17 protein-coding genes and 1 riboswitch are annotated in these 15,983 nt (G+C 60.9%); of the genes, 8 read left to right on the top strand and 9 right to left on the bottom strand.

All coding sequences use genetic code 11. The features are described 5' to 3' along the window. Positions 1–73: 73 nt before the first annotated feature. The 3 genes from GFM02_RS33625 to GFM02_RS33615 all read right to left on the bottom strand — a co-directional run bounded on the left by GFM02_RS33625 (position 74) and on the right by GFM02_RS33615 (position 4,036). Entirely contained in the window at positions 74–1,141 is a 1,068-nt protein-coding gene (locus GFM02_RS33625) for a 3-deoxy-7-phosphoheptulonate synthase (RefSeq protein ID WP_168324101.1), read from the bottom strand. A gap of 380 nt (positions 1,142–1,521) precedes the next feature. Beyond that, positions 1,522–2,103: a hypothetical protein gene (locus GFM02_RS33620; protein ID WP_131665037.1), complete on the bottom strand. Its 582-nt coding sequence runs from the start codon at positions 2,101–2,103 to the stop codon at positions 1,522–1,524. 58 nt (positions 2,104–2,161) lie between these two features. Next, a complete protein-coding gene (locus GFM02_RS33615; protein WP_168324100.1) occupies positions 2,162–4,036 on the bottom strand; it encodes a methyl-accepting chemotaxis protein in 1,875 nt (624 codons plus the stop codon). A gap of 366 nt (positions 4,037–4,402) precedes the next feature. Beyond that, positions 4,403–4,590, top strand: a riboswitch (cobalamin riboswitch). A 42-nt stretch (positions 4,591–4,632) separates the two neighbouring features. Between GFM02_RS33615 and bluB the strand changes: the two genes are divergently transcribed. Further along, a complete protein-coding gene (gene bluB, locus GFM02_RS33610) occupies positions 4,633–5,319 on the top strand; it encodes a 5,6-dimethylbenzimidazole synthase (RefSeq protein ID WP_168324099.1) in 687 nt (228 codons plus the stop codon). A gap of 439 nt (positions 5,320–5,758) precedes the next feature. Here the strand turns inward: bluB and GFM02_RS33605 are convergent, their stop codons facing one another. From GFM02_RS33605 to GFM02_RS33585, 5 genes are all read right to left on the bottom strand, one after another. Continuing rightward, positions 5,759–6,331, bottom strand: coding sequence for an MAPEG family protein (locus tag GFM02_RS33605; protein ID WP_168324098.1), 573 nt, complete (start codon positions 6,329–6,331; stop codon positions 5,759–5,761). 45 nt (positions 6,332–6,376) lie between these two features. Beyond that, positions 6,377–6,862, bottom strand: a complete 486-nt coding sequence (locus GFM02_RS33600) for an SRPBCC family protein (protein ID WP_168269723.1) — start codon at positions 6,860–6,862, stop codon at positions 6,377–6,379. Beyond that, a complete protein-coding gene (locus tag GFM02_RS33595; RefSeq protein WP_168324097.1) occupies positions 6,859–7,176 on the bottom strand; it encodes an ArsR/SmtB family transcription factor in 318 nt (105 codons plus the stop codon). Before GFM02_RS33595 ends, GFM02_RS33600 begins: the two co-directional genes overlap by 4 nt. Before the next feature lie 138 nt (positions 7,177–7,314). Continuing rightward, a complete protein-coding gene (locus GFM02_RS33590) occupies positions 7,315–8,151 on the bottom strand; it encodes a nucleoside phosphorylase (RefSeq protein WP_168269719.1) in 837 nt (278 codons plus the stop codon). Positions 8,152–8,177: 26 nt separating this feature from the next. Beyond that, positions 8,178–8,846 carry an ArsR/SmtB family transcription factor gene (locus tag GFM02_RS33585; protein WP_168324096.1) on the bottom strand — a complete coding sequence of 223 codons (669 nt, stop codon included), beginning with the start codon at positions 8,844–8,846 and terminating at the stop codon, positions 8,178–8,180. A 70-nt stretch (positions 8,847–8,916) separates the two neighbouring features. Between GFM02_RS33585 and GFM02_RS33580 the strand changes: the two genes are divergently transcribed. From GFM02_RS33580 to GFM02_RS33560, 6 genes are all read left to right on the top strand, one after another. After that, positions 8,917–9,657, top strand: a complete 741-nt coding sequence (locus tag GFM02_RS33580; protein WP_168304403.1) for an MBL fold metallo-hydrolase — start codon at positions 8,917–8,919, stop codon at positions 9,655–9,657. Between the two features lie 3 nt (positions 9,658–9,660). Then, entirely contained in the window at positions 9,661–10,947 is a 1,287-nt protein-coding gene (locus GFM02_RS33575; protein ID WP_168304402.1) for an MFS transporter, read from the top strand. Next, positions 10,944–11,087, top strand: a complete 144-nt coding sequence (locus tag GFM02_RS35370) for a hypothetical protein (protein ID WP_246792606.1) — start codon at positions 10,944–10,946, stop codon at positions 11,085–11,087. The genes GFM02_RS33575 and GFM02_RS35370 overlap by 4 nt, the downstream gene beginning before the upstream one ends. Then, complete coding sequence (locus GFM02_RS33570) at positions 11,023–12,102, top strand: cysteine desulfurase family protein (protein WP_246792604.1); 1,080 nt, start codon at positions 11,023–11,025, stop codon at positions 12,100–12,102. Before GFM02_RS35370 ends, GFM02_RS33570 begins: the two co-directional genes overlap by 65 nt. 120 nt (positions 12,103–12,222) lie before the next feature. Further along, positions 12,223–12,837, top strand: a complete 615-nt coding sequence (locus tag GFM02_RS33565; protein WP_168269710.1) for a class I SAM-dependent methyltransferase — start codon at positions 12,223–12,225, stop codon at positions 12,835–12,837. A 232-nt stretch (positions 12,838–13,069) separates the two neighbouring features. Beyond that, the gene (locus GFM02_RS33560; protein WP_168269708.1) at positions 13,070–13,816 is read left to right on the top strand and encodes an SDR family NAD(P)-dependent oxidoreductase; all 747 of its coding nucleotides are present in this window, start codon (positions 13,070–13,072) and stop codon (positions 13,814–13,816) included. A gap of 69 nt (positions 13,817–13,885) precedes the next feature. On the opposite strand, the gene GFM02_RS33555 is transcribed toward GFM02_RS33560, so the two are convergent. Then, positions 13,886–14,983, bottom strand: a complete 1,098-nt coding sequence (locus GFM02_RS33555) for a DUF2865 domain-containing protein (protein ID WP_168269706.1) — start codon at positions 14,981–14,983, stop codon at positions 13,886–13,888. Positions 14,984–15,232: 249 nt separating this feature from the next. Here GFM02_RS33555 and GFM02_RS33550 point away from each other — a divergent pair, with 249 nt between their 5' ends. Continuing rightward, on the top strand, positions 15,233–15,766 hold the full coding sequence (locus GFM02_RS33550; protein WP_168270107.1) for a ribonuclease H family protein: 534 nt from the start codon (positions 15,233–15,235) through the stop codon (positions 15,764–15,766). The last annotated feature ends 217 nt before the right edge of the window (positions 15,767–15,983 follow it).

Here is a 15,983-nt window from a genome sequence, read left to right as displayed (position 1 = left end):
TGAGATAACCGGGTTGCCCCCACCGCCCTGTAATGGGCGGCGGGTTCCTGCCCGCTGCGTTTAATGCTGACTATCAGGCTGCGACGGCTGCCTTGCGCCGGGCGCGGGCGGACTGCGCCAGGTCTTCCAGCACCGCGACCGACATGTCCCAGTCGATGCAGCCGTCGGTGATGGACTGGCCGTAGACCAGCGGCTTGCCGGGAACGAGATCCTGGCGGCCGGCGACGAGGTTGCTTTCGATCATCATGCCCTTGATGTCGTTGTTGCCGGCCGCAATCTGAGCTGCCACGGATTTGACAACGAGCGGCTGGTTCATCGGGTCCTTGCCGCTGTTGGCGTGGCTGGCATCGATGAGGATGCGCGGGGCGACGCTGAGCCTGACGGCTTCGCCGGTCACCGCTTCGACGTCGGCCGCCTCATAGTTCGGCCGCTTGCCGCCGCGTAAGATTATGTGGCAGTCCTCATTGCCCCTCGTCGAGGCGATGGCCGCCTGTCCGTCCTTGGTCACGGCCGGGAAGTGGTGCGGCTGCGAGGCGGCGAGGATGGCGTCCAGCGCTACACGTGCGCCGCCGTCGGTGCCGTTCTTGAAGCCGATCGGGCAGGAGAGGCCGGAGGCGAGCTGGCGATGGATCTGGCTTTCGGTCGTGCGCGCGCCGATCGCGCCCCAGCTGACGAGGTCGGTGATGTACTGCGGCGTGATCGTGTCGAGGAATTCGACGCCGGCGGGAAGGCCCATCGCATTAATGTCGAGCAGCAGACGCCGGGCGATGCGCAAGCCTTCCTCAATGCGGTAGCTGCCGTCGAGATGCGGGTCGTTCATCAGACCCTTCCAGCCGACGGTGGTGCGGGGCTTTTCGAAATAGACGCGCATGACGATCTCGAGATCGCCGGCGAAGCGCTGCCGCTGTTCCGTGAGCCGAGCGGCATAGTCCCTGGCGGCAACGGGATCATGGATGGAGCAGGGGCCGATGACGACGATCAGGCGATCGTCCTCGCCCCGAAGAATCTGGTGGATCGCATCGCGATTGCTGGTCACGGTCTTGCTGACATCAGCATTGCGGGGAATTTCCGCGATGATCTCGGCGGGCTTGGTCAGGGGGGTAATTTCGACGATACGCAGATCGTCAATGGTATCAGACACGGTATGGCTCCTGTTTGGTCATACCCGCGCGGAACAAAAAAGCCGCCAGGTAGACTAGCGGCTGTTCGGGTTGTCGTCGCGTCGAATTCAGTTACGCATGGACCCGCATCCGCTCAGAGCAGCGGTACCAATAAAATCCCGAGGCGTAGGTTGACGTGATCGACATGAGGCGTGTGTAGCGCCAAGACCAGGCATTGTCACGTAGAATTTGTCGCCTGAATAACTGACGCGCTTGCGGGCGCACATACCTTCGAAAAAGGCACGCCGCACTCGATTTCGCTCATGCGACGTCTTGCAAGTCTTTGTTTATGCATATCGCCCGAACCGTGCATGCTCCGGGCGATATGCGTTTTCACTGCCTTCGAATGTCGTTCCTGAGATCAGAGAGCGTCGACGTTCACACCGACGGTGATGGCGCCGATCGGCGTTCCCTTGTCGTCGGATATCGTCACACTTGCCTGCGACTGCAGTGTCTGGGTCGACTCATCCTTTTCGATCTCATCGACGAAGACGGCGTCCTTGCCGGCGCCGAAAGACTTCTGGAACTTGCCCTCGTCGCCCTGCCAGTAGTCGGATGTGGTGTCGCTTTGACCGACATTCAGCCCCTTTGCATCCATGACGAAGATTTCGGTGATCTTGCCGCCGGAAGCTTCCTTCTTTCCCTGAAGGAATTTCGACAGGGCGTTGTTAAGCACGCCGTCAATCATCGAGTGGTCGGAGCCATCGACTTCGGCACGCCACTTCTTGTCGAGGGCGTCGACATCGGCTGCGCTGAGATTGGCGTTGGCAGTGTTCTGCACTTTGACAGCCTCGATGATGGCGGGATCATTGAGCCAGGGCTTGACGTCGCTCGTCACGTAGTCGGAGATCGGGGCAAGCTTGGCATCCTGCGCCATGGATACGCCCATGGGTACGCCAAATGCGGTGCAGGCCAAAAGAAATGCGGGCACGATTTTCTTCATAAGTGTTTCCTTCCGATTATAGGTTGCTGAAGACTAAGGCTATCAAACGAGGATGATGTCAGAACTCCTCCCAGGCGCCGGGAGCAGCGGCAATGGCGGCATTTCCTGCATGCCGCTGGACGAGGGCTCTCGGTTCGGGACGAGATTGGCGGGCGACTTGAACGGGTCTGGGCTGGCTGGCCGCAGACGCGCCGACGACGAACCTGCCGGCCGAGTCCTGCAGAAGGCGTCCCTGCTGCAGCAGTTCCTGGCAGGCCGCGTTGGTTTCCTCGACCATTGCCGCGTTCTGCTGCGTCGCCTGATCCATCTGGTTGATCGCGCCGTTGATTTCCTGCAGACCCGTCGCCTGTTCGCGATAGGACTGAACGATGGAAGCGATACTGTCGCTGATGCGGTTGATCTGCTCCTCGATCTTCAGCAAGGCGTCGCCGGTTTCGTTCACCAGCCCGACGCCCGCGGCAACTTCCTGGCCGGATACGTTGATCAGGTTCTTGATTTCCTTTGCCGCATTTGCCGACCGCTGGGCGAGTTCACGCACTTCCTGCGCGACAACCGCAAAACCCTTGCCGGCCTCACCGGCGCGCGCCGCCTCGACGCCGGCATTCAGCGCCAGCAGGTTGGTCTGGAACGCGATTTCATCAATGACGCCGATGATGCGGCCGATCTGGCTCGACGAGGTCTGAATCCGGTCCATCGCTCCGATCGCATCACGCACCACCGTTGCCGAGACATGAGCGCTCCGCTTGGTTTCCTCGACCAGCTTGCCGGCATTTTCGGCGCGCTGCGACGATGTTCTGACTGTCGTGGTCACCTCATCAAGTGCCGCTGCGGTCTGTTCCAATGCTGCCGCCTGTTGCTCGGTCCGTCTGGCGAGTTGATCTGCGGAGGATGCCAGCTCGCTTGACCCACCTTCGACCGCCACCGAGGCCATCTTGATCTCTGTCAGCGCGGCCGCGACCGCTTCGACCATGTTGTTGAAATCCTGCCGCAATTTATCGAATTCGGGGCCGAGATCGGCCAGGTGTATCGAGAAGTCGCCGGCGGCAAGCTTTTCCAATGAATTTGCAAGAGCGGTCATCACGAGCCGCTGGGTGTTGCTGGCCTCTTCGGTGAATAATGCGTTGCGCGCCCGTTCGGCATCGAGCGAAGCGCTCTGCTCGGCTGCGGCCTGCTCTCTTTCGACCTTCGCTATCGCCTCATGACGGAAAACTTCCAATGCGCGTGCCAGAAAACCGATCTCGTCGCCATTTTCCCTGTAGGTGACGGGAGAGGCCAGATCGCCTTTCTGCAACGCGCTGATTCTTTCGCTGAGGATCCTGATGGGCCGGCCAACAAGGCTGCGCATGGCGAGAAGGAAGGCGATGACGGCCAAAGCGGTGATCACGGACTGCGTGAGCAGCGAAACGAGAACCTTCTGCCTGACTTCGGAGGCGATTTTTTCGATCGACCAGTTCGTGACGATATAGCCGGTGGCCTTTCCTGATTTATCCAGCGGGAGCGGCGCGATGATCGTGACCACACCGGCGGATATTCCGCTGTCGTCGATCGTCGTTTTTTCCGGCTTGGCACTGAGGCTCTTCGCCAGATCGGCCGGTGCGGGCAAACCGTTGATGCCATCGCGTGTCCAGTTGTCGACGGCGGCAGGTTCCGCGTTGAATGCGGCAAACTGCACGAGATCGAGCGAAGGGTCGTCGCGGTAGAGCGAATAGGCTTCACGGACGGCATTCGCCTTGCCCCACTTGACGCCGCCCGCGGCCAGAGAGGCAAACTGCTCCGCATCCTTGGACCAGTTGGCCTTGGCGCCATCGATCAATGCCCGGGTTTCATACATCCAGGTATAGGTGGCGAAAGCGGAAATGCCGCAGAGATTGACGGCAACGATAATCGCCGCCAGCTTGGCTGTCAGAGGCATCGTTTTCAAAAATTGGAACATTCCGCGGCGGCCTAGAATTGCGGCTCAGTCGGACATGTTCCCGACCGGCGTCTCAACACGGGCATCCGCGCTGACAGTTACATCACGAGCCCTCATGCCCATGTCCTGATAGCAACCCAAAACGCGCAAACGCAGTGTGTATTTGATATGTGAATAAATCATAAAGTAGAATGGGATGCCGGAGCACGCGCGTGTTGTTTCGCTATTGCGCCCGCTGGAGATCTGCCTCGCCCCGCTGGGGAGAAGAGGTATGTCGCGCGTCCGTGTTCCCTACGCCCCGGCCGAAGAAAAGAGATAGATGGCACCGCTTGGCGCGCGGCTAGAATCAACCATCTGGTTCGCGGCTTGCCGCCGCGCCGGTTTGCTGAAATAGATGCGCCGTCAGGTGCCCGCCGTCCAGGCGGGAGAATCGGGAATCCGGTGCAAAGCCGGAACGTGCCCAACGCTGTAAGGCCGACATTTGCCGCTTCATCACGCCACTGGCTTCTCGCCGGGAAGGCTGCGGCAGACGGATGACGCCCAGTCAGAAGACCGGCCTGGCAAGATAGACCGATCCGCGCGGACGGCGGGGCGGTTGCGTTGTTGGGGATTTGACGATGCGACCCTTTGATGAGGATGCCCTTTCGGCGTCGTCCGGTTTTTCCGTGGCCGAACGCGAGGCCGTCTATCACGCGATCATGACGCGGCGCGACGTTCGCAGCCAGTTTCGACCCGATCCTTTGCCTGACGATGTTGTGCAGCGGCTGCTGACGGCCGCTCACCACGCACCCTCCGTCGGCTTCATGCAGCCGTGGAATTTCATTCTGGTGAAAAGTGCCGCTGTGCGGGCGCGCGTCCGGGATGCCTTCGCCAGTGCCAACGACGAGGCGGCGCTGATGTTTGCCGGCGAGCGGCAGCAGGCCTACCGCGCTCTCAAGCTCGAAGGCATCGTGGAGGCGCCGCTCGGCATATGCGTGACCTGCGATCCCACGCGCAGCGGCAGCGTGGTGCTAGGTCGCACCCACAATCCGAGAATGGATTCATACTCGACCGTCTGCGCCATCCAGAATCTCTGGCTTGCGGCGCGGGCGGAAGGGGTGGGCATCGGCTGGGTCAGCATTTTTCGCGAAGGCGACCTGAAAACCATTCTCGGCATACCCGAGCATATCGAGGTGGTTGCCTGGCTCTGTGCCGGTTTCGTCGATCGACTCTATGACGAGCCGGAACTCTCCGTCAAAGGCTGGCGGCAGCGGCTGCCGCTCGATGAACTCGTCTTCCACGATGGATGGGGACTGAATATCTAGGGCAGTGCGGTGGAGCATGGCCTCGATTGCACAGTCACGCCATTGACAGTCAAGGTGAGCAAACCGATGCCGGTATCGTGGGCGCCGTGCGAGGCCGAGATATCTTTATTCCCTTATGCCGAACGCGGCATAACGGCACTTATCCCGAACCGGAGAATATGCCGAGCCCATTCCCTAAAGTCCGAGATTTCCGGTAAATCCAGATCAAAGACGCGGCATAATATCCAGTCTCCGCTCATTCAAACTAGCGGAGACATCATGCCTACCTTTGGAATACTCGGCACTTTGGCGGCCGATCGAAGACTGGCATTATCGAGCCTGCGTCAATTCCTTGACCAAATCGATGGTTGATCAGGGCTACAAGCCCAAGAGCGTTCGCTCAGCAGTTCGAGTGGTTGGCGCTTTTATCGAGTGGAAGAACGAGCGCGACAAGAGCGATTCAAAGCAACTCACTTATTACGAGATCGATCGTTTTATCGCCGTATTGGCCGCTGCTGGAACGCTTCGCAATGGCGACCGCGCCGCCCTTGAGCGTCTGCGCGCAGAACTCTTGCGGGCTGGAGCTCTTTTCCACCCTCCTACGGTCAGCGATCGTCGCAGCGACCTTGAAGCTCTGTACAAGGCGGAGCTGCGCCGCAGGGGATACGCCGACCAAACGATCGCCTCGCATGGTCCTGACACTGCCACCCTTGGCCGCTTCGCCGCCGCGACGGTAGATCATCAAGTGAAGCAGGCGTATCGCGACATGGGCCCATACCAGGACTGCCAGTGTGGTCGGCCCGACACCCACCATCATAGCCAGCACCGCGGGAACCACGAAAGGTGCCAGCGCCTCGACAGAGTTCATGTGCGCTCGATTGATCCGGTAGAGCACGTTGTCGTCATCGTCCGGGAGAACTGGGCCGGAAAGTGCCTTCGCTCGACCTTTGGACGATCCCGAATAGATCGCCAGAAGGACAGATAGAAGGCAGAGCGCGAGCACCCCTATGATACTGCCGGCGTAAACGTCCATGCCGTTTCCGTTCCTGTCATGTATCAAGAGAACCCGGTGCGGCCCTCAGGCCGCACGTGGAAACAGGTCGGCGAACCGCCGCAGGTAGAGCGGCCAGCCGCGATCTCCTTCGACGCCATCGCGCACGCCTTCCCAGCCCTGGCCATGACGCTCCAGATGCCGATGCTCGAGATCAACGCGAGTGCGATTGTCAGTTTCGGCCGTAAATCGGACCTCCCACTCGCTCGTCTTTTCCAGGTCGGTTTCGATTTGCCATCGCGGGCTGATGTCCCAGCTCATGAGCAGCCTGTCGGGCGGCTCGTAGGCCAGTACGCGCGCCCAGCGACACTCGCTGCCGTCAGTGCCTCGATCATAGATGTAACCGCCGACGCGGGTTTCGAATATGGTTTCGGCGATGGGGACGGCGAGCAGATTGTGAGACGGCGGCTTGAAGCTGCCGAATCCTTCGGTGAACACCCTGAATGCACGATCGATGGGCGCATCGACGACGATGGACTGCTTGACGGAGGCCACTGGTATCTGCGTGTTCATGTCTGATCCTCTGGTGATTGCTCGACGGCGACCTTGTAGGCCGCCAAAGTTGAACTCCAGAATCGGTCGAGCCAGGCGCGCATCTGGGCGAGCCCCGCCGGGTCGATATGGTAGACGTTGCTGGCACCTTTCGGTTCGGCGCGAACCAGATGCGATTCACGGAGCACCTTGAGATGCTGGGAGACTGCCGACTGGGAGACGGTCAGCTCGCGCGTGATCTCGGCCACGGAGCGCGGGCGCGACGCGATCAGCTCGAAGATCGTACGTCGGGTCGCGTCGCCGAGAGCGGCTAGCTGGGCACTATCAACAGTCATGGCTTATGATTAGTGTAAACTGATTGTTATGTCAATCAGCGATCCTCCAAGGCGCAGATCAGCGTCTGGGCCAGCCTGAGCGGCACCCATGTTGGGCGGTATGAGGTCGAACCCGAAGATCCTTGCTCTGGCAGCTCGTCACCCGGAGGTGTGCGACCATGCCCGTACCGTTGTGGCGATCACGGCGAGCGTTGCGGTTGCCCCGTCCGCTTCACCCTTTTCGAAATCGCCCTCGCTCTGGGCCATCGTATTCGTCACGTGGGCTAAGCACACGACGGGCCTATTTCTCGCAACGGCGAAGGCATACAAGGCGGCCGCCTCCATCTCCACTGCAAGCGCCCCGTGCCTATGCGCTGACGCAATCGCAACCTCGGTCTCCCGGTAGGGGGCGTCCGTCGTCCACGTCGCACCGCGATGAAGGACAACGCCGGAAAGGTCTGACATAGCCTCACCGATGCGGTCGAGAAGTGCTGCATCGGGTGCATTGGCGAACAGCGCCGGTGGAAGATAATGGTAGCTCGTTCCCTCGTCGCGGAGGGCGCGGTCGATCAGGACGAAGTATGGCGTAGGTCCACTATCAGTAATCTGGCCTGCAGAGGTCACGCTGACGAGCAGTCGACAGCCGGACGCAAAAAGCTGTTCGGCGAGGAGCACCGCAAAGGAAGCGCCGACGGCGCAGCCGACGATGCCGACCTCTCCGGCAGCTTCGAGTGAGAAGGTCAGGAGCTCGGTGTGGTAGCAGGCCCAACCATCATGGGTCCGGACAGCGCCAATTCGCTTTAGATGGCGAACAAGATCGCCGTCCGGATCGAGCACGCACACGTCGGGAACCGGCGCTGTCGGAAGACCTTTCTGGCGACGGGCCTCGCGCAGAAGCGCTTCGGGACGGAACACCGAGGGAGCCTCGTGATCCTTTGCAGTCAGGATCGGCCACGCCGAAACTGTCGGACGATCATCATCAATTCTCTCATCCATGGGCCTTGGTTTATCCTGTCTCAAAATCAGGCGGCGGCTTCGACCGGCAGGCCGGCGGCTTTCCATTCGGGATAGCCGTCTTCGAGGCGGTGAACATGATAGCCCCGCTTGCGCAGGGCGGCGACGGCCTCGAAGGAAAGGACGCAATAAGGACCGCGGCAGTATGCGACGACCTCCTTGCCGACAGGAAGCTCGCCCAAGCGGCGTTCGAGCTCGGCGAGCGGGATATTGACCGCTCCCGGAAGATGCCCGAGCGCGAACTCGTCCTCCGGTCGAACATCGAGAACCGTGACCAGGCCATCCTGCAGTCTTAAGAGCAGATCATCTCGGGACACCGCCTCGAGCGCGTCGCGGGCGCGGAAGTAGTCGGTCATGACGCGGTTGACTTCGGCCATGTTGCGCTCGCCGACACGGCCGAGCGCCAGCATCAGCGTCACCACCTCTGCATCGCCGGCAAGACGATAGAGAACTCGTTTGCCGCTGCGTTCGGTCTCGACGAGACGTGCACGGCGGAGGATCTGCAAATGACGGGAGGTGTTGGCGAAGGTCAGGCCGGCGCGAGCGGAGAGTTCGTCGACGCTGCGCTCCCCTTGTGCGACGTGTTCCAACAGTTCGAGCCGGTGTGCGTGCCCCAGCGCTTGGGCCACTTCGGCGAGGCTGGCATAGATCGCTTGTTTCGGTCCCGTAGTTGACATGCATCCTCTTCAGTGGAACATTCAGCAGAATGATTGAATGTTAACTCACCGAGATAGGGAGTGCAAGCCCATGATCCTCCGCCAGTTCCTTCACAAGGATCCCGTCGGCATCTCCTACCTCTTCGGCTGCGGCGGTAAGGCGGCGGGAGCCGTCGTCGATCCGGTCGGCGAGATCGAGCCTTATCTGCGTGCGGCCGAAGAGGCCGGCATGCGCATCCACTTCGTCATCGACACACACCTTCATGCCGACCATGTCTCGGCGGGTCGGCAGCTCGCCGAAGCATCAGGGGCCGAATATGTGCTTGCCGCGCATGCCGAGGTTTCGTTCCCCTTCAGAGGAGCGCGCGACGAGGAAGTTCTGCCGCTTGGCAACGTCGTGGCGAAGGTGCTGCACACGCCCGGCCACACGCCCGAGCATATCTGCCTACTGGTAAGTGACCGCACTCGCGCGGACGAACCATGGTTCGTCCTGACGGGCCATACGCTGATGGTCGGCGACCTCGGTCGAACGGAGCTTGCGGTCAGCGCCGAACAGGGGGCGAAGGATCTATTTGGCAGCGTCGGCCGACTCAAAGCTTTGCCCGACTATGTCGACGTGCTGCCCGGCGCCTATGCCGGCTCGGTCTGCGGCCGACGTCTGAGCGGTAAGCCCTGGTCCACCATCGGCTTTGAGAAGCGCCACAACGAGGCCTTCGGAATCGAGGATGAGACCACGTTCATCCGCTTTATGCTCGCCGAGATCCCTCCTGCGCCGCCGGAGGCAGCGGCGATCCGGGCGTCCAACTCCGGCCTTGCCATAGCGACGGCCTGATCCATGAGTGACTCCGTATCGGCAAAATCGACCGGCGCTTCGATCAGGCTCGGATTGAAGGAGAACTGGCCACAGTTTGCACTGCTTGTCGTAATCAACGCGTTCGTCGGCGGCATGGTCGGGATAGAACGCACGGTCGTGCCGCTGATCGGTTCGGAGGAATTCCATCTTTCCTCGACGACGCTCATCGTCTCCTTCATCGTTAGCTTCGGCGTGGTCAAGGCCTTCGCCAATCTGATCTCGGGCCAACTCGCTGACACGTGGGGACGCAAGCGCGTTCTTGTGCTTGGCTGGCTTGCCGGTCTGCCGGTGCCGTTCATGATCATCTGGGCGCCGAGCTGGGAATGGGTAATCGCGGCCAATGCCCTTCTCGGCATCAACCAAGGGCTTGCCTGGTCGATGACCGTGATCATGAAGATCGATCTCGTCGGACCGAAGTCGCGCGGCCTGGCCGTCGGCCTCAACGAGTTCGCGGGCTATCTCGCCGTCGGTGTCACGGCGTTCCTGACCGGCTATCTTGCCGCGCAATACGGACTGCGGCCTGTGCCTATCTATCTCGGCGTCGGTTACGCGGTTCTTGGCGCCGCGCTGTCGATCCTGCTCGTCCGCGACACACGCGACCACGTCCGGCTGGAGATCTCCGGCCATGCGAAGCAATCCGCGCCTATCAGCTTCCGCGAGGTATTCGTGCTCACCTCGTTCCGGGACCGCAATCTGTTCGCCGCCTCGCAGGCTGGACTCGTGAACAATCTCAACGACGGCATGAGCTGGGGCATCTTCCCGCTATTCTTCGTTTCATTCGGTCTCGGCGTCGAGCGCATCGGCATTCTCAAGGCAATCTATCCGGCGACCTGGGGTATCCTGCAGATCGCCACCGGTCCCTTGAGTGATAGATGGGGACGCAAGGGCCTGATCGTCACGGGCATGTGGGTCCAGGCCGCCGGTCTGTTCGTCACGGCGGCGACGGCCCGGTTCGAATGGTGGATCGTCGGCAGCCTGCTGCTCGGCCTCGGGACGGCCATGGTATATCCGAGTCTGATCGCGGCCGTCTCCGACGCCTCGCATCCAACCTGGCGCGCCCGCTCGCTCAGCGTCTACCGGTTCTGGCGAGACCTTGGCTATGCGATCGGCGCGCTCTCCGCCGGACTCATCGCCGACAGTTTCGGGCTCTCATGGGCGATTACATCCATTGCTGCATTGACGTTCCTCTCCGGCGCGCTCGTTGCCATTGCCATGCGGGAGACGGTCAAGGATTCGGGCGCGCCAATCCCACTGGAGAAAAGCCCATGACATCGATCTATCTCGACTACAATGCGAGCACGCCGATCGATCCGGTCGTGGCGGCTGCCATGCGGCCCTTCCTCGATGAGGCTTTCGGGAATCCTTCCAGCGGCCACTGGGCGAGCATCCCCGGCGAAGGCTGCACTTGAGAATGCCCGGAACCAGGTCGCTGGGCTGCTTGGCTGTGAACCCGACGAGATCGTGTTCACAAGCGGTGGCAGTGAAGCCAACAACCTAGCGATCAAAGGCACGTTCTTTGCCCTCCGGGATAAGGGCGAGCACATCATCACCGTTCAGGCGGAGCACCCGGCCGTGCTTGGCCCCTGCCGGTTCCTTGAACAGCTTGGTGCGACCGTGACCTATCTGCCGGTCGACAACACGGGGCGGGTCGATCCTGAGGATGTGCGTCGCGCGATCACGCCGCGCACCATCCTTATCACCGTCATGCACGCCAACAACGAGGTCGGCACCATCCAGCCGATCGAGGAGATCGGCGCCATTGCGCGCGCGAGCGGTATCCGTTTCCACACGGACGCGGCGCAGTCCGTCGGCAAGATTCCGACAAAGGTTGAAACGCTCGGCGTCGACCTCCTGACAATCGCCGGTCACAAGCTCTATGCACCCAAGGGCGTCGGCGCGCTCTACGTCCGCCGCGGCCTTGAGCTCGAGCCACTGATCCACGGCGCGGGACATGAGCATGGCAGGCGCGCCGGCACCGAAAGCGCGTTACTCGCAGTCGGCCTCGGAGCGGCCTGTGCGCTCGCTGTGGACCTCGAACCGATGGTCAGCATTCGGGCGCTGCGCGACCGCCTTTGGAATGCACTGCAGGAGGGAGACGACGACGGTATCGTGCTGAACGGCCATCCACAACATCGGCTTCCCAATACGCTGAACGTCTCATTCGTTGGTGTAGTCGGAGCCGAGGTGCTTGCCGACCTCAACGGAGTCGCGGCCTCGACCGGCTCGGCATGCCACGCGGGCAGCGTCGAACTTTCTCCGGTGCTGGCCGCCATGGGAGTGGCCGAGAGGGTCGGGATGGGAGCCGTCCGCTTCAGTCTTGGTCGGACCACGACAGAAGCAGAGATCGATAGCGTCTTGGCTCGGCTTCGGATCGCGAAGAGCCGATCCGCTCCCTATGTGGCACCGGAGGCTTCCGTCGTTTAGACGGCGGCTGTCCATTTGACATGGCTCTGGTCGGAACCCATAGTCGCGAGTCTCGCGGATCAATGCCTGCACGCGGTCGAAGTCAGCAGTCAGAATTCGGCGTAACCGAAGGAGGTTCCGATGGGCTTCTATAATGACGTCATCCTACCCAGGCTTTGCCATCTGTCCATGCGCAACAAACAGCTCGTCCCCTATCGACAGAGGGTGATCGGCGGCGCGCGGGGCCGGGTCCTGGAGATCGGTATCGGATCGGGACTGAACCTGCCTTTTTATGGATCCGACGTGAATGAAGTCCTGGCGCTCGAGCCCTCTCATGCGCTTGCCGGCATGGCGCACAAGGCAAAACACGCAGACGGGTTTTCGGTCCGGTTTCTCGAAGCGTCGGCAGAGGAGATACCACTCGATGATCAGTGCGTCGATACAGTGGTGACGACGTGGACGTTATGCACCATACCGCATGCGGACGTCGCTCTCGCGGAGATGCGCCGCGTGCTTCGTCCGGACGGCCAATTGCTCTTTGTGGAACATGGCCTGGCGCCCGACGAGAGTGTACGAAACTGGCAGCACCGGCTGAACCCCGCCTGGCGATGCATCGCCGGCGGCTGCAACCTCAACCGTCGGATCTCCACGATGATCGAGGAAAGCGGCTTCCGTCTGGATCGGCTGGAGACGGGATACATGCGTGGCCCGAAGCCGATGACATTCATGTATGAGGGCAGCGCGCAGCCGCGCTGATCACCAAAATACGTGGCACGACTAAAGAAAATCTGCACTCTCTCCTGCGGCCTAAATTATGCCGAACAAGTGAACCGAGTTTATCGGAAGTCGCGGGCTTTGGGGAATGGACTCGGCATAATTTCTGGCTCGGAATAAATTCCTGACCTTCATATCGATACGCTGAAGGCGGATCCCGGCATTTCCAAGAGATATTCGGCTATCGGCGGCTCAATCGGAGGATAACGGCCCAATGAACATGATCGACTTGAAGGAACGCATCATCGTGATCACAGGCGGTGCGCGCGGCATCGGCTACGCGATCGCAGAGCGCGTCATCCAGTCTGGTGGCAAGGCGGCAATCTGGGACCTGAACGAAAACATGGCGAAGGACAGCGCTTCCGCTCTCGGATCCGGCACGGTCGCTTTCGGCGTCAACGTCGCAGATTCCCAATCAGTGAAAAACGCGGCGGCGACGACCGAGGAGATTTTTGGCCGTATCGACGGCCTCGTCAATTCCGCCGGGATTACCGGTCCGGTAAAACCCACGATCGAATATGATGTCAGCGAGTGGAAAGACGTCGTCGATGTCTGCCTGACGGGAACCTTCAACTGCTGCCGGCACGTCGTTCCGGTCATGCTAAAGCGCGACTACGGGCGGATCGTGAACATCTCTTCGGTTGCTGGCAAGGAAGGAAATCCGAACATCGCCGCCTACAGCGCAGCGAAAGCTGGTGTGCTGGGCTTCACCAAGTCTCTTGGCAAGGAACTCGCAAAGACGGGAATCGCCGTGAACGCGGTAACGCCGACCACAGCAAAGACACCTATATTGGACGGGCTAACAGCCGAGTTTATCGAATATATGCGCGTCCGCATTCCGCGCGACCGTTTTGTCGAACTTCATGAGATCGCTTCGATGGTCGTCTGGCTGCTCTCCGAAGAGAACTCCTTCACGACTGCATCGACGTTCGACCTGAGCGGCGGTCGTACGACCTACTGACCATGCTCAAGCGACTTGCATTCACATACCGCCGCACGTTCATGTGACATCGCCGTTCGAAGTGTTCAGTCACTGCTGCTGTTGCGGCTGAGGGCCGGGGGCGGCGGGGTTGCGCAGATCGATCGAGCCCTGGTCGCCGGCGAGAAACTGCGGGCCGACCTGACGGACACGGTTTTGCGTCGGATTATAGGAGCGCTCGGGAACGGATGGTTGCGGCGCGGCGGCTGCGGGATTCTTCGCCTGGGGGTTGGTGTGGATGGTGGTGATCGAGCCCTGCTGCGGCGGTTCGCTCACCGCCCGCTTGCCGCGCATCTCCTCGTAATAGGCGGTGAGATTGCAGGCGCAGGAGGACTTTTCCCCGGGCGTGCGGTTCTTGTAGGCAAAGGCGTTTTTCATCGCGCTGTAGGGCGTGCCCGTTGCGACCGAGATCATGTTCGAGGCTTCGGTGCTCGTCACGTCACGATAGAACAGTTCGGTCTCGATGCCCGGGCACATCTTGGCGCAGGTCTGGGCGTCGCGGCCGAAATCGACGGACGTGGTGTTCGAGCTGATCGGGAAGAAGCCGCCGTCGCAGCTGCGCACGCACATTGTGCTGACCGGCGAGAGCATCTCGGCCCGCGGCAGGCCGTAACGCGGATCGACCTCTTCACCGCCGCCGAGCGGAATGAAGGTATCGGTGCGCATTGCCTGTTCCTCGACGCTGGGGGCGGGTTCGGCGGCGCTGCGATCGCGCGGGGCATAGAAGTTTTCGCTGTTGCAGCCATTGCGCTCGAGAGCGGCGATCAGTTCGCGCCGCACGCCGTCATTGGCACCGTTCTGGCCGGCCAGCTCGGCGCGGCGGTCCTGGAGATAGCGGATATTGTCGATCATACGGGCTTCGGCCTGCGAGAGCTCGGTGCAATAATCGGCATTCTCGCCGCCGATCACCACCATGCTGCCTGAGGTGCAGCCAAAGCTGCGCAGATCGTTGCGGACCTTGCGCAGCTCGAGATTCTGCTCGGCCATGGCGCTGGCATATCGGCGGGCTTCCGGGCCGTTGCCATTGCCGATCGATCGCGGCAAGTCGGCAAGACGGCCGCGCAGGTCCTCACAGACGGCGCTGCTTTGCGCGGCGGCAGGCGCCGCAAAGGCAAGGAGAAGGGCAAGAGACAGGTTTCGGCGTTTCACGGCGTCGTCCCGGAATGAGCAAAGAATCGATCGGTCGATTGCGGCCTCGATCGCCGCGGATTTCTCTTAGGGTATTTCTCTTAATAAGCTGGGCTAAATTCCTAGCGTATTTTCGCGATTTTATCCAGCGGACCGCCAGAGACCCAGTGTTCGATTATGAAGAAGCTGTCGATGGTAATCAACGAGGCCACGTGCTCCACTCCAATCTCCTGGCCGCTTGGGGAACGTACTCATATCCGGACGTCGAAAATGACAGGTATTGCCAACGAACTCAGCTCCCCCGCAACGACAGTCGGGCTGCCGGAAACCCAACACGGCTTCCACGTCTTCGTGGACGGTTGTTATGAACCCGGTTCCGGGCGCGGGGGATGGGCTTTTGTCGTTTATCGTGATGCGGCGGAAATTGCGTCCGGCTTCGGTGGCGCCGAAGATTCCGCCAATAATTCGATGGAATTGACCGCCGTGCTCAGGGCGGCAATCTGGATCAACAGCGAGGCAAGCGGCGAGCCCGCGACCATCTGGTCCGATTCCGTCTACGCCATCAAAGGCTGCAACAGCTGGCGACATATCTGGAAGAACAACGGCTGGAAGAAAAGCAGCCCGAATGGGAATGCCAGAAGGCGAACGATCGCCAATGCGGAACTCTGGAAGGCGGTCGATCTTCAACTATCCCAGAATGCGCTGATGACCATTGTCTGGTGCAAAGGCCATTCCGGCATTGCCGGTAACGAACGCGCCGATGCGCTCGCGGATAAAGGGCGCCTGTCGATACGGAGTGCCTGATATGCTTGATTTCAGGCTATGTGTAGGAGCTCACGCTGGCTCATTTTTGACGAACCTCGTTTTTTACTCGGCGTCATCCTCGGCCTCGTGCCACTGCTGTCCGGTTTAAATTTTGTCACCATTGGAGGCTCATTTGGCCGAGATTTCCGGGGGGACTGTGGCTTGGTTTTAGCAGGCGGTCGATCCTTTTGCGGTGCATGAGGTTAGCGCGCACCAG

This window comes from Rhizobium leguminosarum bv. viciae (assembly GCF_012276115.1).
GTDB lineage: Bacteria > Pseudomonadota > Alphaproteobacteria > Rhizobiales > Rhizobiaceae > Rhizobium > Rhizobium leguminosarum_T.
The sequence above is the reverse complement of the archived record's forward strand: the minus strand, read 5'-3'. Positions and strand labels throughout refer to the sequence as shown.